Source organism: Pseudomonas savastanoi (assembly GCF_020917325.1).
Classification (GTDB): domain Bacteria; phylum Pseudomonadota; class Gammaproteobacteria; order Pseudomonadales; family Pseudomonadaceae; genus Aquipseudomonas; species Aquipseudomonas amygdali.
This window is the reverse complement of record NZ_CP076652.1, coordinates 1,595,699-1,620,332: the sequence shown is the minus strand read 5'-3', so window position 1 is coordinate 1,620,332 and position 24,634 is coordinate 1,595,699. Positions and strand designations below refer to the sequence as shown.

Annotated in this window: 10 protein-coding genes and 1 pseudogene; 4 read left to right on the top strand and 7 right to left on the bottom strand. The window is 56.8% G+C overall.

Annotated elements, in window-relative coordinates; all coding sequences use genetic code 11:
• Positions 1 to 72: 72 nt before the first annotated feature.
• Together KP808_RS07165 and KP808_RS07160 are read left to right on the top strand one after the other, a co-directional pair.
• The gene (locus tag KP808_RS07165) at positions 73 to 636 is read left to right on the top strand and encodes a glycine cleavage system protein R (protein WP_003317383.1); all 564 of its coding nucleotides are present in this window, start codon (positions 73 to 75) and stop codon (positions 634 to 636) included.
• 9 nt (positions 637 to 645) lie between these two features.
• On the top strand, positions 646 to 1,119 hold the full coding sequence (locus KP808_RS07160) for a peroxiredoxin (RefSeq protein WP_002552589.1): 474 nt from the start codon (positions 646 to 648) through the stop codon (positions 1,117 to 1,119).
• A 54-nt stretch (positions 1,120 to 1,173) separates the two neighbouring features.
• Here KP808_RS07160 and KP808_RS07155 read toward each other — a convergent pair whose 3' ends face one another.
• Both KP808_RS07155 and KP808_RS07150 read right to left on the bottom strand, forming a co-directional pair.
• On the bottom strand, positions 1,174 to 2,244 hold the full coding sequence (locus KP808_RS07155) for an AI-2E family transporter (protein WP_058399687.1): 1,071 nt from the start codon (positions 2,242 to 2,244) through the stop codon (positions 1,174 to 1,176).
• A 35-nt stretch (positions 2,245 to 2,279) separates the two neighbouring features.
• A complete protein-coding gene (locus tag KP808_RS07150) occupies positions 2,280 to 2,531 on the bottom strand; it encodes a sulfurtransferase TusA family protein (RefSeq protein ID WP_002552587.1) in 252 nt (83 codons plus the stop codon).
• Between the two features lie 140 nt (positions 2,532 to 2,671).
• On the opposite strand from KP808_RS07150, the gene KP808_RS07145 reads away from it, so the two are divergent.
• Positions 2,672 to 4,105 carry a M48 family metalloprotease gene (locus tag KP808_RS07145; RefSeq protein WP_058399686.1) on the top strand — a complete coding sequence of 478 codons (1,434 nt, stop codon included), beginning with the start codon at positions 2,672 to 2,674 and terminating at the stop codon, positions 4,103 to 4,105.
• A gap of 53 nt (positions 4,106 to 4,158) precedes the next feature.
• On the opposite strand, the gene nadA is transcribed toward KP808_RS07145, so the two are convergent.
• Positions 4,159 to 5,217: a quinolinate synthase NadA gene (gene nadA / locus KP808_RS07140; protein WP_002552585.1), complete on the bottom strand. Its 1,059-nt coding sequence runs from the start codon at positions 5,215 to 5,217 to the stop codon at positions 4,159 to 4,161.
• A 394-nt stretch (positions 5,218 to 5,611) separates the two neighbouring features.
• On the opposite strand from nadA, the gene KP808_RS07135 reads away from it, so the two are divergent.
• Complete coding sequence (locus KP808_RS07135; RefSeq protein WP_230017899.1) at positions 5,612 to 7,210, top strand: glycoside hydrolase family 28 protein; 1,599 nt, start codon at positions 5,612 to 5,614, stop codon at positions 7,208 to 7,210.
• Positions 7,211 to 7,373: 163 nt separating this feature from the next.
• Here the strand turns inward: KP808_RS07135 and KP808_RS07130 are convergent.
• From KP808_RS07130 to KP808_RS07115, 4 genes and pseudogenes are all read right to left on the bottom strand, one after another.
• Positions 7,374 to 7,937 (bottom strand): annotated as a pseudogene (locus KP808_RS07130) (hemagglutinin repeat-containing protein); the annotation flags it as partial.
• A gap of 472 nt (positions 7,938 to 8,409) precedes the next feature.
• Entirely contained in the window at positions 8,410 to 9,105 is a 696-nt protein-coding gene (locus KP808_RS07125) for a hypothetical protein (RefSeq protein WP_230017890.1), read from the bottom strand.
• 272 nt (positions 9,106 to 9,377) lie between these two features.
• Positions 9,378 to 9,608: a hypothetical protein gene (locus tag KP808_RS07120; protein WP_230017888.1), complete on the bottom strand. Its 231-nt coding sequence runs from the start codon at positions 9,606 to 9,608 to the stop codon at positions 9,378 to 9,380.
• 1 nt (position 9,609) lies between these two features.
• On the bottom strand, positions 9,610 to 24,456 hold the full coding sequence (locus KP808_RS07115) for a two-partner secretion domain-containing protein (protein ID WP_230017887.1): 14,847 nt from the start codon (positions 24,454 to 24,456) through the stop codon (positions 9,610 to 9,612).
• Positions 24,457 to 24,634: the final 178 nt, after the last annotated feature.

Sequence of the window (24,634 nt, the reverse complement as noted above, 5' to 3'; positions counted from 1 at the left end):
CGCGCCATCGATTGTCGAAACAGCCCCGCAAGTCCGAAAAAGTACCGACCGCTCATCGTCTAGGAATGCTGCATGTCGTCCACCCCCACAGTTCGCGAACAATTCCTTGTCATCAGTGCCCTTGGCGCCAACCCCATGGAGCTGACCAACGTCCTGTGCCGCGCCAGCCATGAAAACCGCTGCTCGGTCGTCACCTCGCGCCTCACTCGCCACGGTGAGTGCAGTGCGCTTATTCTTCAGGTGTCAGGCAGCTGGGACGCTCTGGCGCGCCTTGAAACCGGCCTGTCGAGCCTCTCCAAGAAGCATGCGTTCACCACCAGCGTGGTGCGCAGCGCTACCCTGGAGAATCGCCCGGAAGCCCTGCCCTACGTGGCTTACGTCAGCTCGGCGTACCGCCCGGACATCATCAATGAGCTGTGCCAGTTCTTCATTGACCATAACGTCGAGCTGGAAAATCTGATCTGTGACACGTATCAGGCTCCGCAGACCGGTGGCACCATGCTTAATGCCACGTTCACGGTGACACTGCCTGCAGGCACACAGATCAGCTGGCTGCGCGATCAATTCCTCGATTTCGCCGATGCGCTGAATCTCGACGCACTGATCGAACCCTGGCGCCCACAAGCCCCAATGTAAGGAGTTCCCATGACCGTCACAGTAGATCAACCGGTTCCCGACTTTCAGGCACCCGCGACCAGCGGACAGACCGTAGAGCTGTCTGCGCTCAAGGGTCAGCAGGTCGTGATTTATTTTTACCCGAAAGACAACACGCCCGGCTGCACCACGCAGGGTCAGGACTTTCGTGACCATATCGCGCAGTTTCAGGCGGCCAATACGGTTGTGCTCGGTGTTTCCCGAGACAGCCTGAAGACCCATGAAAACTTCAAGGCCAAGCAGTCTTTCCCGTTCGAGCTGATTTCGGACAAGGACGAAGCCGTCTGCCAGCTGTTCGATGTCATCAAGCTCAAAAAGCTGTACGGCAAGGAATACCTGGGCGTTGACCGCAGCACCTTTTTGATCGACAAGGAAGGCGTACTGCGTCAGGAATGGCGCGGCGTTAAAGTGCCGGGCCATGTGGCTGAAGTACTGGCGCAGGCCGAGGCCCTGAACAAAGGCTGATCTGCCGCTGAGCGTTGCGGCACGCAAGGTGCCGCAGCGATCCAGCCTTGCTGCTTAAAGCAGCGGTGCCACAGTGGGCTCATTACGCGGCCAGGCATCGAGCACGGCCTTGAACAGCGTGGCCAGCGGAATCGCAAAGAAGATCCCCCAGAACCCCCACAGCCCGCCAAACAGCAGTACGGCGCAGATGATTGCAACCGGGTGCAGATTGACAGCTTCGGAAAACAGCAACGGCACCAGAACGTTGCCATCCAGCGCCTGGATGATGCCGTGGGCAATCATCAGATAGATGAACTGATCACCCCAGCCCCACTGGAACAGTCCGATCAACGCCACCGGCACTGTGACCACTACCGCGCCGACATAAGGCACGACCACCGATATACCCACCAGCATCGCCAGCAACGCTGCGTAGTTGAGCCCGAGTGCGGCGAAAGCGATGTAGGTCACGCCACCACAGATGAAAATCTCGATGACCTTGCCGCGAATATAATTGGCAATCTGCCGCTTCATCTCCTCCGCCACCCGGTTGATCAATGCACGCTCGCGAGGCAGATAGCCGCGTGCCCAGCGGCCGATCATGTGCCGGTCCTTGAGGAAGAAGAACACCAGAATCGGCACCAGCACCAGGTAGATCATCAGGTTGACCAGCAATGGCAGGCTGGAGATCGAGAAGGTCAGCGCCAATTGACCGAGCTTGCCCACTTCACCACGGGCGACTTCGATCGCCAGCAACACTTGCTCGTCGGAAACCAAATGCGGGTAGCGTTCGGGCAGCAACAGCAGCACCGACTGCCACTTGGCAAGCATGCCCGGTGCCTCATTGAACAGCGTGATCAACTGGTGCCAGAGCAGCGGTACCAGCACCAGCAGGAACAGCAGCAGTACACCAATGAACAGCGTGAATACCAGGCCGACTGCGGCCATTTCCGGCATGCGCAGGCGCTCCAGAACGCTGACCAGCCCGTGCATCAGGAAGGCCAGCACCAGCCCCGCAATGACCGGCGCGAGCATTCCGCCCAGGGTCAGGACAAGGGTAAACGCCAGAAACAGCAAGACCGCCAGTACCACCGCCTCCTCATCGGAGAAGTAGCGTTGCACCCAATTGCGAAGCACATTGAACATCAAACATCCTTTTCAAAAAAAACGGCGGTGGCGGTTCAAGCCTTGCGTAGCCAGTAAAGATAAGTGCCGGCGTCGACCTCTTCATGCAGCAACTCATGCCCGGAAAGTCTGGCAAAGGTTCGAAAATCCCGCTGTGACCCGGCGTCAGTCGCGATCACCTTCAGCACCGCGCCGCTGGCCAGACGATTGAGCTCCATCTTGGCTTTCAGCAGAGGCAATGGACAGTTGAGACCACTGGCATCCAGCTCGGCGTCACACACCTCGGGGCGCACTACAGCGTCAGACATCGTTTCTCTCCAGGCGGACACATCGAATTACAAACCATGTCCGAAAAGGCATGGCGGATAAGGCGGCAAGAATACCTCACTCTGGTCAGCACGCCATTGAGCCAGCTACAGTACAGGTTCTTCTGACCAGAGCTTCGTGCATGAATTTTTTGCGTCCTACACTGCTCACCCTCGCTTGCCTGTTCGCTACACACGGCATGGCGGATGACCTGCCTTCACTTGGCGACGCCAGCTCCTCGATTGTCTCCCCCGAACAGGAACACCGTTTGGGTCGAGCATGGCTGGGGTTGCTGCGTGGCCAGGTCGCGCAACTGTCAGACCCGCAACTCAAGGACTACGTCGAGACCTCGGTGTATCGCCTTGCCGAGACCAGCCAGGTTCAGGACCGGCGCCTTGAATTCATCCTGATCAACAGCCCGCAACTCAACGCCTTTGCCGCACCCGGCGGAATCATCGGTGTCAACGGTGGCCTGTTCCTCAATGCCCAGACCGAGGGCGAATACGCGTCTGTACTGGCCCACGAACTGGCTCACTTGTCGCAACGCCACTTCGCCAGAGGCATGGAGGCCCAGCAACGCATGCAGGTGCCGGTAATGGCCGCGATGCTGGCGGGTATTGTCATGGCTGCCGCAGGTGCCGGTGATGCCGGTATCGCAACCATCGCCGGCTCACAGGCGGCTGCAATCCAGGAGCAACGTCGCTTTTCGCGCCAGAACGAGCAGGAGGCCGACCGTATCGGCATTCTCAATCTGGAGAAGGCTGGTTATGACCCGCGCAACATGCCGACCATGTTCGAGCGCCTCATGCGCCAATATCGATTCGACGCCAGACCTCCGGAGTTTCTGCTGACTCACCCGGTCAGCGAATCGCGGATCGCCGACACACGCAACCGTGCCGAACAGGCCAAACCGGGCGGTAAGGAAGACAGCGTGCTGTATCAACTGATGCGCGCCCGCGTTGCGTTGATATACGAAGAAACACCAGGTATCGCCGCCAAGCGCTTTCGTGCGCAGCTGGTTGAAAACCCGAAATCCGATCCAGCTCGCTATGGTCTGGCCATCGCACAGATCAAGGGTGGGCAACTGAACGAAGCCAGAGAAACCCTCAAGCCATTAATCGAAAAAGCGCCAAACGACATCACCTATAATCTGACGCAGATCGACCTGGACATCACCAATAACCGCTTGGCCGATGCCCAGCAACGGGTCGATCGCATGCTGACGCTGTACCCTGGCAGCTACCCGCTCAATGATGTGCGTATTGACGTGCTGCTCAAGCAGAACCGCACCGCCGAAGCCGAAAAAAGCCTTGAAGCGCTGCTCAAGACCCGGCCGGATGATCCGGACATCTGGTACGTCGTAGCGGAAACCCGTGGCCTGAATGGCAACACCATCGGCCTGCATCAGGCGCGTGCCGAATATTTCGCACTGGTCGGCGATTTCCGTCAGGCAATCCAGCAGCTGGACTTTGCCAAACGCCGCGCGGCCAACAACTTTCAGCTAGCGTCACGCATCGATGCACGGCAAAAGGATCTGATTGAACAAGAGCGGATGGTCAAGGACATGATGAACTGATGTCCGAATGAAAAAGCCCGACGCAAGAGCGTCGGGCTTTTTCATTACGCCTGTCAGGCATTGCCCGCTTGTCGCAAGCGCGCCGCCTGAGTGAAGTCCAGCATGCGCTGCAACGGGCGTACGGCGTTGGGGATCAGCGCCGGGTCAACGAATATCTCGTTGCTACCCTCGCGCAGGCACTGCAAGGTGCGCTCAAGCGTATTCATCGCCATCCACGGGCAATGTGCACAGCTTCGGCATGCAGCGCCGTTACCGGCCGTAGGCGCCTCGATGAAGATCTTGTCCGGGCACAACTGCTGCATCTTGTAAAAGATGCCCCGGTCGGTGGCCACGATGAACGTCTTGTTGGGCAAGCGCTGCGCGGCGGCAATCATCTGACTGGTGGAGCCGACCACATCAGCCAGCTCGATCACTGCTTCCGGCGATTCCGGGTGAACCAGAATCGCAGCCTCGGGATACAAGGCTTTCATGTCTTCAAGCTGCTTGGATTTGAATTCTTCGTGGACAATGCAGGCACCGTCCCACAACAACATATCGGCACCGGTTTCACGCTGGATGTAGCGGCCCAGATGCTTGTCTGGAGCCCAGATGATTTTCTCACCGTTGTCCATCAGGCTTTCGACGATCTCCAGCGCGCAGCCTGAGGTCACTACCCAGTCCGCACGGGCTTTGACCGCTGCCGAGGTGTTGGCATAAACCACCACGGTACGCTCCGGGTGCTGATCGCAGAATGCGGAAAACTCATCGACCGGGCACCCTACGTCAAGCGAACAGGTGGCTTCGAGCGTCGGCATGAACACGCGTTTTTCCGGGTTGAGAATCTTCGCGGTTTCGCCCATGAAACGCACACCCGCAACCAATACAGTGCTGGCAGCGTGGTTATTGCTGAAGCGGGCCATTTCCAGAGAGTCGGCCACGCAACCGCCGGTCTCCTCGGCCAGGGCCTGAATGACCGGGTCGCAATAATAGTGGGCGACCAGTACGGCGTCCTGCTTCTTGAGCTCGGCAGCGATGTCGGCTCGGTAACGCGCCTGCTCTGCAGGGCTCAATGCCTTGGGCTGCTTCGCATCGAGATGAGCCTGCACCAGGAAACGTTCGGAGATCTGTGTCATGTTTGCGGGACCTGAAGGCGCTAGAGCGCGAAAGGCAAGTTTACACCCGAAATACAGGCAATAAAAAAGCCGGAAACCCTTATCAACCAAGGCCCTCCAGCTTTACGCATACATCGCCTGACAAAGGCTGCGCCATGTGCAATCAAGCATATGGCTGATATTCAGTGAATATCGGCCCGACTTCTGAAGGCGCGCCGATTCTAACGCCAAAAAACCGATTTACCAGAAGTTTCTGGATTGGCTACCGCCGATGAGAACCGTTCTTGAAACCGTCTACGGATGCACTAATCGCGGAACATGACAAAGAAATAATTTGTAGCGCCTTTCTATTTGACACATCTCTAAAATATCTTGGCCGACCCAACATGGTTACTCACTATCACAGGTCTCATAGATGCCAGGTCCCCTACAATTCGCCATCAACACTTTTCGGCAGACCTCCTGGATGGCCGCTTCCGTGGCCATGTCACTGACTTTCACCCTGCCCGCGCAGGCGGCCAGCGAGGCAGCCGTGGTGACACCATGGGGCACCATAAGCGAGCCACCCAGCCCACCAGTCTGCAAGCAACTTCAAGCGCACCTGACTCCCAGAGACGGTTCGCTGGACAGCGCTGACACTTCGGCGCTCGACTCCAGGCCTGACCAGGAGAATATCCAGAGTGCAATCAATGGGTGTGCTGCCGGACAAGCCGTACAGCTTGTCAAAGGTGAAGGCGACAACTCGGCATTCCTCAGCGGGCCTCTGCAATTGAAATCCGGCGTCACGCTCTGGATAGACGAAGGCGTAACGCTGTTTGCGTCACGTAACCCCAAGGACTACGACAACGGCAAAGGCACTTGCGGCGTCACTACAATTGCCAATCAGGATGCCTGCAGCTCACTGATTTCGGCCAAAAACACCCACTCCAGCGGCGTCATAGGCAAAGGCGTTATCGATGGTCGCGGCGGCAGCCTGCTTACCGCCGGGGCGAATGCCAATCTGCGCAGCTGGTGGGACCTTGTTTACCAGAAGACCTTGTCCAACGTTTATCAACAAAAGCCGCGCCTTATACAGGTCAGTGGCGGAACGGACTTCGTTATCCAGGGGCTGACGCTGCAAAACGCTCCGGACTTCAACATTGTGACTGACGGCGTGACCGGGGTGACTGTCTGGGGGATCAAGATTCTGAATCCAAGCCGGGTCTACAGTGTAGAAGGCTACCACTGCCCGAGCGGCTCGACGCCCGACCAGAAGACCCCAGGGACCTGCTTTACCCCGGAAACCGTGAAGAACACCGATGGCTTCGACCCCGGTCAATCGAACAAAGTATTGCTGGCCTACTCCTACATCAGCACAGGTGATGACAACGTAGCGATAAAGTCCAGCCGGATCTCCGGGAGCCGGGACCTGATGTTCGCGCACAATCATTTTTATTATGGCCACGGCCTGTCCATCGGCAGTGAAACCAACGGCGGCGTACACAATGTCAGCGTTGTGGATTTGGCGGCAGATGGCGGAGACAGCCAGGACGGCATCGGGCTAAGAATAAAGACGAGCGCCAAGAACGGTGGAAAGGTAGACGGTATCCGTTACGAAAATGTATGCATGCGCAACGTCAAATTCCCGCTGGTGTTCGACACCAACTACGGCAGTGCCAGCGGAACCTCGTACCCCGATCTCAGCGACATCACAGTGAAGGGCTTCCACTACCTGAACAGTCCGCGATTCGGTGGCGGCAAGATGACCTTCGCCGGTTACAGTGACAATGGCCATAAACGGCCGATTCTGATCACGCTGGATAACGTTGTCTTTGACGGTACTCAACCAACCTTCACAGCGCTTACCGCCACCCACTTCACAATTGGCCCAGGGCCGGTAAGCTTCTTCAACAAACTGGTGCCTTCGATAAAAGACGACGTCACGGTGTCCGGCAGTCCAGGTGACGGCGCGCCGGTCGATTGCACGGCAGCGTTTTTACCGATGAAATCAGTGGTGCCTTGGGCTCCGTTTTAGCGGGCGCTTGTTGTCGGACAGCGCTGCGGGGAGTTTGGAGTTCCCCGCAGATGTCTGTTTGGTTGTGGATATCCTCACGGGAATAATAAAACACCATGAGCATATGAATGCTGGAAAGCTGAAATCAGCCACTGAACAGGCTGCTGGCGACTTCGGTCGGGACGATGGTGACGTCGCGGCTGGCCTGGATGGTCATGTCGCGGCCGCTTTCCAGCACGCTGCCTTTGTTGATGACGTCGCGGCCTGCCGAAATGCTCATGTCGTTGGCGGCTTCGATGCGCGCGGCACTGTCGGCGAACTCGTTATGTCGCTGACCGCGCGCGCTGTTGTCCATCGAGGTGATGCTGCGTTCGTTGATCACGTCGCCATTGATCGCGGTCAGTGAGACATCGCGGCCTTTGATGATGCCGCCAGCGGTGTTGATCAGGTCATTGCCCGCGAGCAGATCGAGCCGGTTGCCGGCTTCTATCAGACCGGTGTTGATCAGGTTGTTACCTGCGACCGCCGAGAGATTGTTGGCGGCGTGCAAGGTACCGACGTTGTCGAGGTTCTGGCCTGCGATCAGTGAGACGTCGTTACCCGCAATCAATGCCCCGGGCGGACCAAGGCGATTGTCGGCCTGAGCCAGATACAACACCGGCACCAGCACTTTCTCGCCATTCACTTCATGCTCTTCGAGCCAGACGATGTCGTGGGTCAGTGCAGCGACCTGTTGTAAACTCGGCGATTCAACTGCTGATTGCTGACGAGAGCGGCTACAAGGCTTAGTTAAAGGCTCTCCAAATAATAAAGGTTTATTTATGGAAAGAATATTTTGTAATGGAGCTAGCCACACCAGCATGAAGCCTAGAACTAAAAACTTTATTTCAGCATACCCAAAAGTTCTGGACTAGCAAAAAATTAGACCGAAAAAATACAAAATTTATTTAGAATAAATATAATATAACTAGAGCATAAAACCAAACAGAATCAACTAGGCATTACAAGAAAAAATTACAACACATCTCAATCTAACGCAAACCAATCTTACAAAAAGAATACAACTCAAATAAATCCCATCAAGATCATACAAATAGAAAAGCAGGCGAACCAAAAAATAATTCCTCAAAGCTTAATCCACATTTATAGGAGTCGCTCTCGCATCATAGCTCCACCAAAATCAGCTTAACACGTCTCACTTAGTTACAAAATCCTAAGAACTAACAACCCAACCTATCGCCTTTAACCGCCTCATTATCTTTCGCCCAACCGAACTCACTCGGAGCTGTGCATTTAAAATCACACAAAGTTTTATTTTTTTTCCTCAAAAGTGAAGCTACGAACCCAGAATCAAACTCCATAAGAAATTCAAGTGCGTCAACTATTTTCCAACGATGGATTTCAGGGTAATCAATCATTAATGAAACACAACTTTCAATGAGAGGCAAGTATTCAAAAAAACCTTCACACCTAACAAAGCTACAAATATCAACTATTTCAAACGGCGCGCTGGCCGCTAGACTTATTATTTTCGACAAAACAGAATAAATCTGTACTCTCGCCACTTCCCTTTCGCCCCTATCTGCCATATTAGCATAGTACATAATGATGGCCATACCGACATGACGAAAAGTATCATCATATCCGTGGAGTCTATGAACATAAATTTTTTCTATTGTACCAATCTCTTTCTCGACAATTCCTTCCAATACTTTTAATCCTTCAAAAACACCCCAACTGGTTAGTAGCTTTGCCGCTAAGAATCGCACAACTTTTTCATCTGACGTGTGAAGCAACCCGATCACGGATTCCATTCTTCCCTGCGGAATATCCTCCAAATCCAAATCACCTGCATCAGCAGCATAATCAGCACCTTCCGGAATATCATTAAGCAACATGCTCGTTTTCCGATCCATAAAGACACCTATTCATCTAAATATCAAAAAAGTTCTGTAACGCACCTAACCTTATATAGTTGCTGGTGAATTCTAGCCATATATCCTAAACACTCCCGACATCAGAACTGCTACTTTCAAATCCACCCAGAAATTTTCTCTGCACACACTTTAGGTCCGGATCATTAAAAGCAATTGTCAGCAGAGTTTAACATGCCGGTCTTATCACATTAAAAGCAAAAATTTTTTCAACAACGCTTTTTTCTCACAGATAGGAGAACTTTAATAGATCATTATCTATCCTCGCCAATTAAAATATTGCTTTTCCCGCAAAGCTCGCTATTTACCAACAGGCATACTTGCCCAGATTTTTTAACCAAACTGATTGGCTTACGTAAATCGCCACCATTGATTGAGATCTCAACAAACATATCCTGATTTTCGAAAGTCCGAAGTTCTGCTATCAATTCCTTAATGGTTTTCCCACGAGTGACCCATGATGGCTCTAGTTTACTATTTTTCATCTCAATCTCCGATACGTTTTAAATTAACATCAAAAGTTCCCTCACGGGTATCTCTACTACCAAGAGCTTTGACGGAGCTAGCCATTTTCCAAGCGCCACCATTGTGCCCGTCGAGATCTCTCGTGATAAAGTCGTTACCCCGTTTAAAAACTGCCTGGCCGTCATGGACGGTCTCGTTGATCTTCCTAAAACCCATTGCTTCAGCTGCTTGTTTAGCTTCTTTCGTCGTTTTATAAACAGGCTCAACAGTAGCTCGCAATGGCTTTACGCCAGCCATGCCAGCACGCGACCCGCCCAGCACCGCCATCCCTGCTGCAGCCATCAGGTCGGTAAGCAGAGTAGCACGCTCTTTTACATCTGTTATTGATCTCCCCTTCTGAGCATCGAGCCAGCTCGTGTCTTTGACCCACTGATCAAGCCCGGCCGTTTCCTCAGGTGTCAGCCATCCTTCCTTCACGTTTTTGGCGTAAGCCATCTGCTTATCAGAAACGAATAGCGCGCCCCAACCATCCACGCCTTGTGACGGAACAGCAACCGCCCCGGGATTGCCTGTAAGCAAACCAGCCATATCGTAAGAAACGCTGTGCTTCAAGAAGTTAAGCAAGTCTTTGGCGACAGGCTCTGTGAGCGAGACCGCGCTTCTCTGAATGTCCTCGACGCAGGATCGGCTTGTGCAAGCATTGATAGCCATTGAGCGTTCGCTCGATAGCTTCTCGTAGTCAGCAATGATTGAGCGGATGTTCTGCTCCGAGCAACCTTGCGAAGCCCGACAGCCTTGCAGCTCATCAAGCAACCGCTGGGCCGAAGGGTGGTCAAGATTGTTGTACTGCGTACTATTAGCCGTCACCGCCGCTGCTGCCGATGCGTCTCCTCCCGTTGCGGCAGCAGTCAGAGCACCGATCAACTGCGAGGCAGTCATCAGTTTGCTGACACCTGCCTGATAGGCTTGAGAATCTCTGTCAACGCCTTTTGGCAGAAGTCTCTCCGCCAGATAATCGACAACCATTTCATTCGCGCCAGCGGCCAAGGCACCCGTTCGGAAATCGCCGCCCATGGCCTCGGACATCAACCCGCCAAGCACGGCATGCATGCCAACTTTGGTGAGTTTGCCCTCATCGAACAGAGTGAAATCACCGATCTTGCGTGCGGCAATGGCGCCACCCATAGCGATTCCCGTACTGACGATCGAAGAGCCAAGATTATCCTTGAAGCTTCCGCCCATGATCGCGGTCTTGATCACCGATTCGGTGATCACCTTAGTCGCAACGGTCTGAAAACTCGCAAGGTCCAAGCCCAGATTTTTCGGGTTGATGGTCGGTACGAAACCTGCCATGACTCCCGCCATGGCGTATCCCTTGATGGCGTTGGAAGACGTCACGTCTTTGAAAACAGCGCCAAGATCACCCTTGTTGTTGATCGTGCTCGTCACCGCCGTAGTCGCAACGCTGGTTGCTACAGCGCCGCCAATACCAGCGCTTAAACCAAAGCCTGCTGGGCCCATCACCGCCGCCATCAGGATGGCGACAACAATCTGCGCAGCAGGCCCAAGGCCCGAGTTGTCGTACTTGAAGCTTTCATGGATTTCCTTGACCTGACGCCAGTCGATGTCACCTCGTTTCTCGGCATCCTTGATCCAGGCCAGTTGCGGATCGGCCTTGACCATTGCGTCGATGCTCTGGCTCACGCTTTGCTGATCGACCTGTTTCACATCAATGCGCAGACCGTTGACGGCCTGAATGGCAACTTCGCCTTTGGCCACCAGTTCGCTCTGGCGAAAGGTCTCGTCAGTTGTCCCTTTGCCTTTTGTCGAGAACCACGCTGCACTGCTTTTGTTCTTGGTGTGGCTTTCGTCGTGGAGGTCTTTCACGCCCTCGAAATCGATTGCGCCGCCACTGTTGATCAACAAATCATTGCCACTGTTCAGTTTGGCAACCTGATACCGCTGGTCGCCGCCACTTGCCAGCGTCAGGTTACCGCCTGTAGTGATTTCACTGCTGATATTGCGCGTGTCGGTCACTTCATCGCGCTTGAAGTTTTTCGCCCCAAAACTCCCCTTCTTCTTTTTGTCATACAGCGAATAATCACTGTCCTGCGCGGCCAGAATGTCCAGATTCTCACCGGCAACCAGATACGCCTCTTTACCGGCCGTAATACGGCTAGAAATCACGGCGAGGTTCTGTCCAGCCTGCAAGGCGACGCTGCCCCCGGCATCAAGATCGGAGGAAACCTGGCTGACGTGGTCTTCCTGACGGGTCAGTTTCTTGCTTTTGGACAGGGAGTGCTCTTCGTCCGCCGCAGAGCCGATGGTGAGGTTTTCGGTCGCCGCCATGGCGATGTCGCGTTTGGCGTCGATCTGGCTGGCGATGACGGAGATGTCGCGTCCGGCCTGAACGGTCAGGTCGCGTCCGGAACTGGCGGTGGAGCCCAGTTGGGTGATGTCGCTGCTGTTGTGTTTGCTGTCCGAGAACAGGCTGTTGGTGACTTCGGTCGGGGCGATGGTGACGTCACGTCCGGCCTGGATGCTCATGTCACGACCGCTTTCCAGCACGCTACCTTTGTTGATGACGTCGCGGCCTGCCGAAATGCTCATGTCGTTGGCAGCTTCGATGCGCGCGGCGCTGTCGGCGAACTCGTTGTGGCGCTGACCGCGTGCACTGTTGTCCATCGAGGTGACGCTGCGTTCGTTGATCACGTCGCCGTTGATCGCGGTCAGTGAAACATCGCGACCTTTGATGATGCCGCCAGCGGTGTTGATCAGGTCATTGCCCGCGAGCAGATCGAGCCGGTTGCCGGCTTCTATCAGGCCAGCGTTGACCAGATTGTTACCGGCAACCGCTGACAGGTTATTGGCCGCATGCAAGGTGCCAACGTTGTCGAGGTTTTGCCCAGCGATCAGTGAGACATCGTTACCGGCAATCAATGCGCCGGTCGGGCCAAGGCGATTGTCGGCCTGGGCCAGGTACAGCACCGGCACCAGCACTTTCTCGCCATTCACTTCGTGCTCTTCGAGCCAGACGATGTCGTGGGTCAGCGCTGCGACCTGTTGTGAACTCAGCGATACGCCGACAGCCAGGTTCAGTTGCTGTTTGCTGGCGATGGCGTTGTTCATCAGGTACTTGAACTGCGCCTCGTTGGAGGTCTGTCCATCGATGAAGGCCTGACCAGTGCGGGCCACGACTGCCTGCTGAACGAGGCGCTGTTCATACAAGCCGTCGCCCAAGCGCTTGGCGCTGACTTCCGGGTCGTAGCCCAGACCGGCCAACAGGTAGTCCGAGCTCATGAACTGCTTGAGTTCGGTGAGGACCGGGTTGGTTTCGATCAGGTATTTTTGCGGTTTGGAAACGAACGAACTGCTGGGCAGGCCCTGCACTCGGGTAACGGTTTGTGCTGCGGCAGCAGCGACCGGGCTACTAACCGTTGCAGTTACCGGGCGGCCCTGAGCATCGCTTACAACCTGACCGGCACTGTTGATACGCGTGCCCTGCACCATGCCGGCATTCTGGACCGCCGAACTACTGGATCCTGTGGCGGTTATAACCGGCAGACCCGTCGAACCTGCATTTTGCACAGGCAGCAAAGCACCACTTCCCTGATTGCCCGTCGCTATACCGGTGACGCTGTCGACGCTGGTTACACCTGTGGAATCAGACGTATGGCCTGGTAGTACAAATCCGCCAATAGGCGAGGCACTTGGCGCGCTGGCGTCGAAGGAGGATGCGTTGGCGCTCACACCAGCACCTTGTCGTATCACCGAAGCAAGCTGGCGGGTGGCGTTGGATATCTGGCCTACCGAGCCGATCTGGATGGTGCTTGCCTGCGCATCGGAAACGGTATGCTCGCGTTGCGCGACGGATACGGCCGCGCCGCCCATGGTCCAGCTTTGTGGCAGGCCGACGGGTTGGGCGACAGCGGCTGCGGTGCCGGTCTGGCCGCTCAGACGGAACAGTCCGTTCTGGCCGGTGGGCAGACTGAAACCTGGCAGGCTTAAAGGGTTAACTTGTTGCTGGGCCAGGTCGGGGGGGAGCTGGGCGTTAATTAACACTACCGTAGGTGAAGCACTTCCGCTGAGTTGCGTTACGCCTAAGCGGGCGGCACCTGTACCTAACGTAATACCTTCACGAACCACACTATTACTTAAATCCTGGGTAGCATTTATGCGAACAGTACCGCCTGCCTGCACTACCGCATTCTCAGAACTTGACGCATCATTTGCAACTACAACATTTTCAAAAAAACTAGCATTTTTCACTACATCAGGTGCTTCAGTTCTAACCCCATTACTATACGTCGGCAATGGAGGAGAAAAGGCATGCTCTCCGGTTTCAGAGGGAACCCAGATCCAGCCGAATGTAGTTACGTGGCTCGATTCCCGACCATTTCCGCTTGTTGCCTGAATAAACTCTGTCCCATCAGCAGTCCATAAATGTAAATTTGCCCTAGAAAACTTCCCACCTACATAATTATCAGAGCTCTCATAGCTTGGGTCATTAGCGGCATTATACGCCAGCACGCTGTACCAAAAAGGTAAACCATCACCAGCAGCAAATGAGCGGCGTATTGTATAATTGCCAGCTGTAGCGCCTTTATTGGTAAACTTCTGCACACCAATAGATAAATCTCTTACAGCATTAAGTGTTGACGCATTATTGACAAACTCACGCCCCACCCCCGTCAGATTACGCCCTGCGGTTATAGTTGATGACGAAGAATTCTTTGTAATTTTGGACGAATAGTTCTCGACCCAAACCATATGACTAGACTCAGCTTTCATGCGATAGGAAGAGCACGAATAGCATTGAACGCCAATAGCACCTGAAACCAAGCCTCCTACAGCCTCAAACACATCCTTACGGTTTTCAAGATAATCAGCGGCAAGTGATAAGTCCCCACCGCTCTCTATAGTCGCAGACACATTATTTATCGAAGAGCTCCAGCCATTATTATCATCACGAGCAATACTGAGATTGCCCAAGCTGTAAACATCTGCAAAGCGATTGGTAAAGTTACCAACGCGCAAGGCCATATCACCGCCACTGAACAACAATCCATTCTGATTACTCAATGAATCGGCATTGATTCGCAGATTACCGGTGCTGCCCAATGTACCTTGGTTAATCAATGAAAATGCATTGACTGTAAGATCGCCCATTGACGTCAGACGTCCAAGGTTGGTTAGGCTTGAACTGCTGGTAACTGTTCCACGTGAGCCTGCGGTGATTGCGGTAGCAGCATTTAGATCAATCTGCGCAGCGCTGAGCCCAAGAGTACCTACGCTGCTCATGCGACCACTACCGCGATAGCTGCCCAGATTGACGCTTACATCTCCATCACTCGCAATCAACCCATCATTCGTCCAGTTACCGCCACTCCCACTGAACGAATTCGACGCCAGCAATTGCCCGCCCGCCGTCTGATTCAAGGTTCCGACATTCACCGTCAATCGCCCGGCCTGAATCACGCTGCTGTTAGTCCAGTTGTCAGCCGTCAGCGTCAAACCACCGCGAGTAACAATGCTGCCGCCAGCATTGGTGACGTTGGCCGTAGAAATATTAAACGTGCCATTACCCGTATGCAGCAGCGAACCGCCGCCATTGAGGAAGTTGCCAGCGTTGAGAGTCAGGTCGCTGTTGGCGCTTTCCAGGGTGCCGTTGCGGTTGTCGAACAGGTTGCCGATCTGGAAGTTTGTGGTGCCGCCACCGCCCAGCGCACGCAGTTGTCCGGTCTGGTTGTCCAGACTGGCAGCGGTCACGGCCAGGGTGCTGTCGCTTTCGATGATGCCGAGGCGGTTGTTCAGTGCGCCGCTCAGGTTCAGCTCGACCTGGCCACCGGCGATCTGGCCGTCGTTGTCGCCACTGTTGTCGAAGTTGCCACCGTTGACCCGCACCAGGCCTTTGGCGTACAGGCCGCCGTTGCGGTTGTCGAAGCCGGGGGTAGTAATCAGCGCTTCGCCGGTGCGTGCGGAGACTCGCCCGCCGTAGTTGTCGAAGCCGCCCAGCGCGGTCAGGTTGAGGCGTTGCGCCTGGATGACACCGCCCTGGCGATTGGCGTCATAGCCATTTTTCAGCACGCCGGCCAGTTTCGCGGTGAACAGACCTTGCAGGCTGGACAGTACTCCGCCCTGACTGTAGAGGTTGGCACCGGTCAGGTTCAGGTCGCCGCCCTGGGCGATGATCCGGCCGTTCTGGTTGTCGACGGTATCAGCGACATCGACAACCAGTGCGCCGACGCTCTGGACCGCGCCACGAACGTTGGAGAGGCTCGCTGCATTCAAATGCGCATCGGCGTTCTGGCTATAGATCAAGCCATCAGCATCGTTGAGGACACTGCCACCCGCGACGACTTTCAGTGTGTTGTTGGCAGCAACGGTGCCACGGTTGCGGTTATCCAGTTGCCCGGATGTGTTGAGGGTCATCAGGCTCTGGCTGATCAGTTGCCCGGCCTGGTTGTTGATCGCCGCGCTGCGCCGCAACAGCAGGTTACCGCCGCTGGCCAGCTTGCCGCTGGTGTTGGTCAGGCTGCCCAGCAGGTCGAGTGTCATATCGGCCTTGCTGCTCAGGTTACCGGCGCTGTTGTCGAGGCTGCTGCCTTCGAAGCTGAAACCCTGCTGGGCCGTCAGGTTACCGGCCGCGTTGTTCAGGGCATTGGCTTTGATGGTCAGCCCGGCACCACCGTCGATCAGGCCGTTCTGGCTGTTGTTCAGCAGGCCCGCGACGGTCAGGGTCTGACCGGTTCCGCTGGAGAGGATGCCGCCGCTGTTGTCGAGGCTGTCAGCGGTTACGCTCAGTGTGTTCTGGCTGACCAACGCACCGTTGCCGCCGTTGAGCAATTCACCGGTCAGGGTTGTCACAAGGTTGCCGTTGCGGCTGGACAAGGTGCCGTTGGTACGGTTATCGAGGCGGTTGCCGGAAACGTTCAGGCCCTGCCAGCCGGATATCAGACCGTTCTGGTTGAGCAGGTTGGTCGCGTTGACTGTCAGCACGTTGCTGCTGATCAGCTTGCCGCTACTGTTATTGAGGGTGCGGCCATCGAACCTGAAACTCTGTGCGCTGGAGACCTCGCCAGACTGGTTATTCAGGTCGCGAATGCGGTTAAGGGTCAGCGAACCGTCTGCCGTGATCAAACCGCCGAGGTTGTTGAGGTCGTTGCCTTGCATGTCGATGGACAACCCGGCGTCGCCCATCACGCGTCCGCCGTTGAGCGACAGTGCATTGAGTACCAGGGTCATGTCACGCGTGGCCGACACTTCGCCGCCGTTGCCGGCATCCAGACTGCCCGCCGTCAGGTTCAGGGTGCCGGTGCTGTTGATCAGGCCTTTGGCGGTGTTGTTGATCGATGTAGCGTCGAGGATCAGGCTGGTGCCGCCCAGCACCTGGCCGTTCTGGTTATCGAGGCTGGCTTTGCCCACCTTGAGCGCCTGAGCAGCGTTGATCAGGCCTTTGTCACGGTTGGTGAGCAGACCGGTAACCGTCAGGTCCAGGTTGTTGCGGCTGGTCAGCGTGCCGCCTGTGTTATCGAGGGTATTGGCGGTGGCATCGACACCGGCTGCGGCGATCATGCCTTTGACGTTGGTCAGCGCACGGGCGATGCGCAGGGTCAGCAATTGGTTGCTGAGCAGTTTGCCGCCGCTGTTATCCAGTTGTTGAGCGTTGACGGTAAACGCCTGAGCGCTGGAGATTTCGCCGTTCTGGTTCAGAACCTCGTTGACGTTTTTCAGCAGCAGTGCGCCCGGCGCGTTGATCAAACCGCCCTGATTGTCCAGCTGGCCGTTGTTCAGGTCCAGGCTCAAGGACGTATTGCTGAACAGGGTACCGCCCTGCTGGCTCAGGCGGCTGACACTCGCGGTCAGTGCCTGGCTGCTGCCGATGCTGCCACCATCACTGTTGGTCAGTTGTGCGCTCGTCAGGTCCAGACGATCACTGCTGCTGACGCGACCGTTATGGCTGTTGTCGAAATTCCCGGTCTTGAGGGTCAGCAGGCCTTTGCCGCTGATATTACCTTTCTGGCTGTTGTCGAGGCTGGCACTTTTCAGGTCCAGCGCACCATCAGTCAACAGTTTGCCGCCCTGGTTGCTGATTGCTCCGGTGCTGTCGAGGGTCAGTTTTCCAGCGCTGGAGACGCTGCCTGCGGTATTGGTCAGACTGCTGGTCTTTACCGTCAGGACATCTTCGTTGCTGATCAGGCCTTGAGTGTTATCGAGTGCTGCAGACAGGTCGATACCCAAGGCTTTGAGGGCACTGAGCGCACCACCGGTGTTGTCCAGGGTGCTACCGACCAGCGTCAAGCCGCCTTGGCTGGAGAGCAGACCGTTCGTTCGGTTGGTGATCTGCGCAACGTTCAGATTCAAGGCTTTCTGCGCCAGCACCTGACCGCTGTCGCTGTTGTTCAGTTGCTGGCCGGTCAGGGTTATCTCATCCTGACTGGACAGTTCACCGCTACGGTTATCGATGTCGGTGACATTGATATCGAGGGCTTGGGTTGCGCCGATGAAACCGTTCTGACGGTTGTCCAGCGCGTCGCCGCGCAAGGTCAATGTGCCCTGGGCAAGCATCTGACCGCCCAGTTGCCGAAGGCTGCCGATCTGTGCGTTGAGGTTCTGTTTGCTGGCGATCTGGCCGAGGCCGTTGTCTGCTGTCGCGGCACTCAGCGTCACATCGCCGTCGCCAATCAGCGTGCCCTTGACGTTGGTCAGGGCGGTATTGACCGTCAGGTCCAGAGCTGCGCGGCTGCTGATCAAGCCTTCGGTGTTGTCCAGGCTGTCGCTACGAGTGTTCAACGCAGCGGCGGAAATCGTACCTTTGATGTTGCTCAGGGCCTTGTTCACGATCAGCGTCAGAGCCTGACTGCTGAGCAGTTTGCCGCCACTGTTATCGAGACTGTCGACGTTCAGGGTAAAGGCCTTTGCGCTGGAGATTTCGCCGTTCTGGTTGGCCACGCCGTTGAGATTCTTCAGCAGCAACACGCCGGGGGCGTTGATCAAACCGCCCTGGTTGTTCAACTGGCCGTTGTTCAGGTCGAGGCTCAGCGAGGTGTTGCTGAACAGCTCACCACCCTGCTGGTCGAGGCTGGTGACGTTGGCCGTCAATGCCAGCGCACTGGCAATACGTCCGGCGCTCTGGTTGATGACTTTACCGGCCGTCAACTGCAGGGTATCGCTGCTGGTCAGGCGACCACCCTGGCTGTTGTCGAACGTGCCGGTGGTGACCTGCGTGGCGCCCTTGCCAGCCAGTTTGCCCGCCTGACTGTTGTCCAGGCTGGCGCTGGTCAGCGTCAGCGTTGCGTCGGTGGTAACGGAGCCCGCCTGATTGTTCAAAGCCCCGGTGGTGGTGACGCTCAAGGCATCGGCACTGGAGAGGCTGCCCGAAGCGTTTTGCAGGGAAGCAGCGCTGACCGTCATGGCTGACTCACTGCTGAGCAGGCCGCCCGTGTTGTCCAGCGCGCCAGAAAGGCTGATGTTCAGGTCCTTCTGGCTCGCCAGCGTACCGCCTGCGTTATCCAGGCGGGTACCGTCGAGACGCAGGGTGTTGCCGAACAACAGGCCTTTATTCAGGTTGATCACGCGCGCCACGGTCAGCCCAAGTGCAGTGCCTGCCAGGACCTTGCCGCCGTTGCTGTTGTCGAGCGTCTGACCAATGATGTCCACACCGATCTGGCTGGACAGTTCACCGGCCTTGTTGTCGATATCGGTAACATCGATTTTCAGCGCTTTTGTGGAGCCCACCAGGCCGCCTGCCTGGTTGTCGAGGGTTTTGCCGGTCAGGGTCAGATTGCCCTGCGCAACAAGTTCGCCACCCTGCTGGGTCAGATTGGCGATATTGGCGACCATGTCGGCCTGACTGGCGATACGACCACTGCCGTTGAGAGCGCTGTCGACCTGCAACTGCATCAGGCCAGCGGCGTTGAGCAGACCGTTCTGGTTATCCAGATGCGTGCCGACCAGTTCAAGACCGGCATTGCTGTTGATCAGGCCCTTTTGACCGGCGCTCAGGCCGGTCTGGCTATTGTCGAGGGCATCGACGAACAGCTGCAGGCCTTTCTCGGCACGAATCGACCCGCCACGGTTGTCCACGCTGTCGCTATGCACGATCAGCAGGTTTTGCGCGGCAATACGGCCACCACGGTTATCCAGCGTCTTGCTCGACAGGTCCATCAAGCCCTTGGCTTGCAGGCTGCCACCCGCGCGATTGTCCAGCGCGCCGGTCAGTTTCAGAGTCAGTTGGCCATCTGTGACCAGTGCACCGGACTGGCGGTTGTCCAGACTCGCAGCACCGATGTCGATACCCTGCCCTGCGCCCAGCGTTCCGGCCTGATTGTCGATGGTTTCAGTGATCACCAGTTTCAGGAACCGGTCAGCCATGACCTGGCCAGCGGCATTATCGAGGCTCAACGCATTCAGGGTCGTGTTACCGGCGCTGGTCAGCTCGCCGCTGCGGCTCGACAGCTGGCCAGTGACGTTTACCAGCAGGTCGGCATCGCTGCTCAGGCTGCCACTGTTGTTATTCAGCTCATTGGCCGTCAGATCGATGCCGTTGCCAGACACCAGACCGCGCAGGTTGGTCAGCAACTGGTCGACACGCACGATCAGCGCTTTGTCGCTGAGCACCGAGCCTGCGGTGTTGTCCAGCGACGTCGCAGCCAGGGTAAAGCCGTTGGCGCTGGAAATTTCACCGCTGCGGTTGCTGACTGCATTGAGATTTTTCAGCAGCAACTGGCCCGGCGCGGTAATCAGACCGCCGTCGTTGTTCAGCACGCCATTGCTTAAATCGAGACTGACGTCACTGTTGCTGTACAGACGGCCATCGTTGGTCTGATTCAGACCGGTGACCACGGCCGTCAGGGCCATGGCGCTGGCAATGCGCCCGGCGTCACTGTTATTGACCAGCCCGGCATCGAGCTGAAGGGTTCCGGTACTGGTCAGGCGGCCGCCTTGCTGGTTGTCGAACGTACCGGTGGTGAGTGTCAGACCATTGCTGGCGATACGCCCGTTCTGGCTGTTGTCGAGACTGCCACTGGTGAGCACCAGCGTTGAATCGCCGAGAATCTGCCCGCCGCGGTTCACCACGGCACCATCGACCGTCAGGGACGAGGCCCCGGAGCTGGTGATACTACCGGCAGTATTGCCCAGAGAGGCGGCGCTCAACACCAGCGTGCCATCGCTGCGCAATGTCCCTTGATCGTTGTTGAGGACGCCGGTGACTTTCAGACCCAGCCTGTTTTTGGCGTAGACGCTGCCACCGCCCGTGTTGATCAGTTGCCCGACGTTCAACTGCACGCTCTGCTGGCCGGAAACGGCACCAGCGCTCTGGTTGTTCAGGCTGTCGGCATTGAGCAGCAACGCACCATTGGCCAGTAAACGGCCCTTGCCACTGTTATCGAACTGGCCGACGGTTGCGGTCAGCTCTCCAAGGCTGGAGAGCTCCGCGTTGCGGTTGTCCAGCGTCGCGGCACTCAGCTCGACACCGGTGGCGAAAATCAGGCCGCGCAGGTTGGTCAGCAACTGGGCGACACGCACGATCAAGGCTTTGTCGCTGATCACCGAACCTTCGGTGTTATCCAGCGTGGTCGCGGCCAGCGTGAAGCCATTGGCACTGGAGATTTCACCGCTCTGGTTGTTGACCACGTTCAGGTTTTTCAGCAGCAACTGGCCCGGCGCGTTGATCAGGCCGCCCTGGTTAGTCAGCAGGCCGTTGCTCAGGTCGAGGCTGACATCGCTGTTGCCATACAGACGACCGTCGTTGGTCTGATTCAGGCCGGTGACCACAGCGGTCAGCGCCATGGCGCTGGCAATGCGACCGGCATCGCTGTTGTTGACCAGCCCGGCATTCAGCTGGAGTGCGCCGGTACTGGTCAGGCGACCGTCCTGATGGTTATCGAAGGTACCGGTGGTGAGTGCCAGACCGTTACCGGTAATACGCCCGCTCTGGCTGTTATCCAGGCTGCCACTGGAAAACGTCAGGCCTGCATCGCTGATGATCTGCCCGCCCTGATTGACGACGGCAGCATCGACTTTCAACGTGGCAGCACCGGCGCTGGTGACCCGACCGCCGGTGTTGGCCAGAGAAGTTGCTTTCAGGTCCAGCGTGCCGTCACTGCTCAGTACGCCCTGATCGTTATTCAATGCACCGGTCAGCGTCAGACCCAGTGTGTTTTTCGCATAAACACTGCCAGCGCCGGAGTTGTTCAGCTGTCCCAGATTCAGCTGAACGCCCTGCTGTCCGGAAACCACGCCGTTCTGGTTATTCAGGTTATCGGCTGTCAGCAGCATTGTGCCGTTGGCCAGCAGACGCCCTTTCGCGCTGTTGTCGAACTGGCCGATGTTGGCAGTCAGGGTGCTCAGACTAGAAATTTCCGCACTGCGATTGTCCAGCGTTGCTGCACTCAGATTGACGCCATTGGCGGAAATCTTGCCGCGCAGGTTGGTCAGCAACTGATCGATGCGCACAACGAGAGCGTTGTCGCTGAGCAGCGAGCCGTCCGTGTTATCCAGCGAGTTGGCTGCCAGTGTAAAACCGTTGGCACTGGATATCTCACCGCCTTGGTTGTTGACCACGCTCAGGTTTTTCAGCAGCAACTGGCCCGGCGCATTGATCAGACCGCCCTGGTTAGTCAGCAGGCCGTTGCTCAGGTCGAGGCTGACATCACCGTTGCCGTACAATCGGCCATCGTTGGTCTGGTCCAGGCCGGTGACCACAGCGGTCAGCGCCATGGCGCTGGCAATACGACCGGCGTCGCTGTTGTTGACAAGCCCGGCATTCAGCTGGAGTGCGCCGGTACTGGTCAGGCGACCGTCCTGATGGTTATCGAAGGTACCGGTGGTGAGTGCCAGACCATTACCGGCAATACGCCCGCTCTGGCTGTTATCGAGACTGGCGCTGGTCAGCGTCAGGGTTGAATCGCTTAGGATCTGCCCGCCGCGGTTGACCACCGCACCGCTTGTGCTGACTGACGCCGTGCTGGCACTGGTGATGCTGCCAGTGTTGTTGCTCAGAGACGCCGCACGTACATCTAGGGTGCCGTCGCTGCGCAGTGTGCCCTGGTCATTGTTCAACGCGCCGCTGACGGCCAGGTTCAGACTGTTTTTGCCGTAAACGCTGCCGGTGCCGGTATTGGTCAGTTGCCCCAGATTCAGCTGTACGCCTTGCTGTCCGGCGACCGAGCCGTTCTGGTTGTTCAGGTGGTCAGAGGTCAGTTGCAGCGCGCCGTTGGCCAGCAGACGGCCTTTTTCGCGGTTGTCGAACTGGCTGACGGTCGAGGTCAGGCTGCCGAGACTGGAGATTTCCGCGCTGCGGTTGTCCACGCTTGCCGCGTTGAGTAGCAGATCGCCATTGGCGCTGATAAGCCCCAGCTGGTTGAGCAACGGCCCGGAAATACGAGCGGACAAAGCGCTGCTGCTGAACAGCTTGCCTTGCTGGCTGTTGTCCAGCGAAGCGGCGGTGATGATCATCGTGCCATTGCTGCTGATCAGCCCGCTCTGGCTGTTGAGCACCTGAGACGCGTTGATATCGACAGTGCCGCCCTGGCTCAAAATTCGGCCTGACTGACGATTGTCGACAGCTGTGGCCACGATGCGTGTGCTGGACTGCCCGTTCAGTGTGGCACCCTGGTTGTTCAGGGTCTGGGTAATGGTGGCCTGCAAGGCGCGACTGGCGGTGATGCTGCCGCTGTTGGTCAACCCGTTGGCAGACAGCGTTACATCACCCGAACCATTGCGGCTGTTGTCGGCATTGACGCCCGCCTCGATCACCGCCGAGTTGTTGAGCTGTCCGCCTGCGGAAAGGCTCAGCGCATCGCGTGCGGCAACGTTCTGCCGGGTAGTGAGATCGCCCGCGGTACTCATGGTCAATGACGACCCCGCATAGACCGGGCCGTTGACTTCGGCACTGCTGGCCCTGGCCGTGACAGCGCCGCTTGCCGCGGTCTGCGTCATGCTCAAATGGCCGTTGGCATCAATCTGGATATCGCCGCCACTGGCCGCCAGATCGCCAGCCAGCCTGACGCCCACACCCGCCTCGGTGCCCACCAGACGGATCGCGCCGGCATACATACCGCCCAGCGCCGAGCTGTCGACGGCCAGTTCCGGTTTGGCACTGCCGTCGTCAGGCAGGGCTGTGGGATTGAGGGTCTGCGCATCGACATCGTTACGACCGGCAATGATGTTGAGGCGCTTGGCGTGCAGCTCGGCATTGATCTTCGCGCTGCGCGTGATGATGTCGAACTGGTCGACGTTGTCTGCGTTCAGCCCCACGCCATCGATGGATATGCTGCCGCCCTGCACATTGAAACGCTGCAACTGCCCGTTGGCATCCAGCACCGGTTTACCGGTGGTCAGCGTGACCTGCGGGGTATTGATGAAACCGCAGCCGTTGCAACTGATGCCATACGGGTTGGCGACAATGACCCGCGCCGCCTGCCCGGCCACTTCCGTGTAGCCCCTGAGCTGGCTGGCGTTGGCCCCGACTACTTCGTTAAGAATGGTGGTAGCGGCCGTGCCGCGCAGGTTGGAGTTGCCAACGATGATGCCGCCCAGTTGGGTGCTCTGGGTCTGGCTCGTGGAGTTGTTGAGGATGACGCCCTGACTGTCGACGTTGTACTGCTGGAACTGGTTGTGCGACAGGCCGGTGGCATTGGGCGTGGCAATGTTGACGATAGGCACGCCATTGCCCGCCTGGCTCAGGCTGGTATTCGGCCCACTGACCACGATGCCTTCGGCCTGAACCAGCAGCGGCTGCCAGAACAGGGCATTGGCCAGAATCAGCGCGAGGCCGCGTTTGGGCATTCCCCAAAAGGACTGGCGCTCGATCAGCAAGGCAGAAGGCTGGCGAGCAAGCAGAGCCAGTTGGTGAACGTCCATGTAAACGACCTCAGAGCGGGAAGTTGAAAGCGGTCTGACTAAAGAAAGAAATCCATACGAAAATAGATCGGCGCTTCGCGCTCGGTCACATCAGGACGTTGCTGGGAGCACGCGAAGGTCATTTTCAAGATCTTTCAAGCAGGGCATATCACCCAGCGCAGTAGCCACAAGCAGAGAA

Excerpts from the sequence above, each read along its gene's own strand:
- KP808_RS07135 (WP_230017899.1), top strand. The coding sequence starts at position 5,612 with ATGCCAGGTCCCCTACAATTCGCCATCAACACTTTTCGGCAGACCTCC.
- KP808_RS07125 (WP_230017890.1), bottom strand. The coding sequence starts at position 9,105 with ATGGATCGGAAAACGAGCATGTTGCTTAATGATATTCCGGAAGGTGCT.
- nadA (WP_002552585.1), bottom strand. The coding sequence starts at position 5,217 with ATGACACAGATCTCCGAACGTTTCCTGGTGCAGGCTCATCTCGATGCG.
- KP808_RS07165 (WP_003317383.1), top strand. The coding sequence starts at position 73 with ATGTCGTCCACCCCCACAGTTCGCGAACAATTCCTTGTCATCAGTGCC.
- KP808_RS07155 (WP_058399687.1), bottom strand. The coding sequence starts at position 2,244 with ATGTTCAATGTGCTTCGCAATTGGGTGCAACGCTACTTCTCCGATGAG.
- KP808_RS07120 (WP_230017888.1), bottom strand. The coding sequence starts at position 9,608 with ATGAAAAATAGTAAACTAGAGCCATCATGGGTCACTCGTGGGAAAACC.
- KP808_RS07150 (WP_002552587.1), bottom strand. The coding sequence starts at position 2,531 with ATGTCTGACGCTGTAGTGCGCCCCGAGGTGTGTGACGCCGAGCTGGAT.
- KP808_RS07145 (WP_058399686.1), top strand. The coding sequence starts at position 2,672 with ATGAATTTTTTGCGTCCTACACTGCTCACCCTCGCTTGCCTGTTCGCT.
- KP808_RS07160 (WP_002552589.1), top strand. The coding sequence starts at position 646 with ATGACCGTCACAGTAGATCAACCGGTTCCCGACTTTCAGGCACCCGCG.
- KP808_RS07115 (WP_230017887.1), bottom strand. The coding sequence starts at position 24,456 with ATGGACGTTCACCAACTGGCTCTGCTTGCTCGCCAGCCTTCTGCCTTG.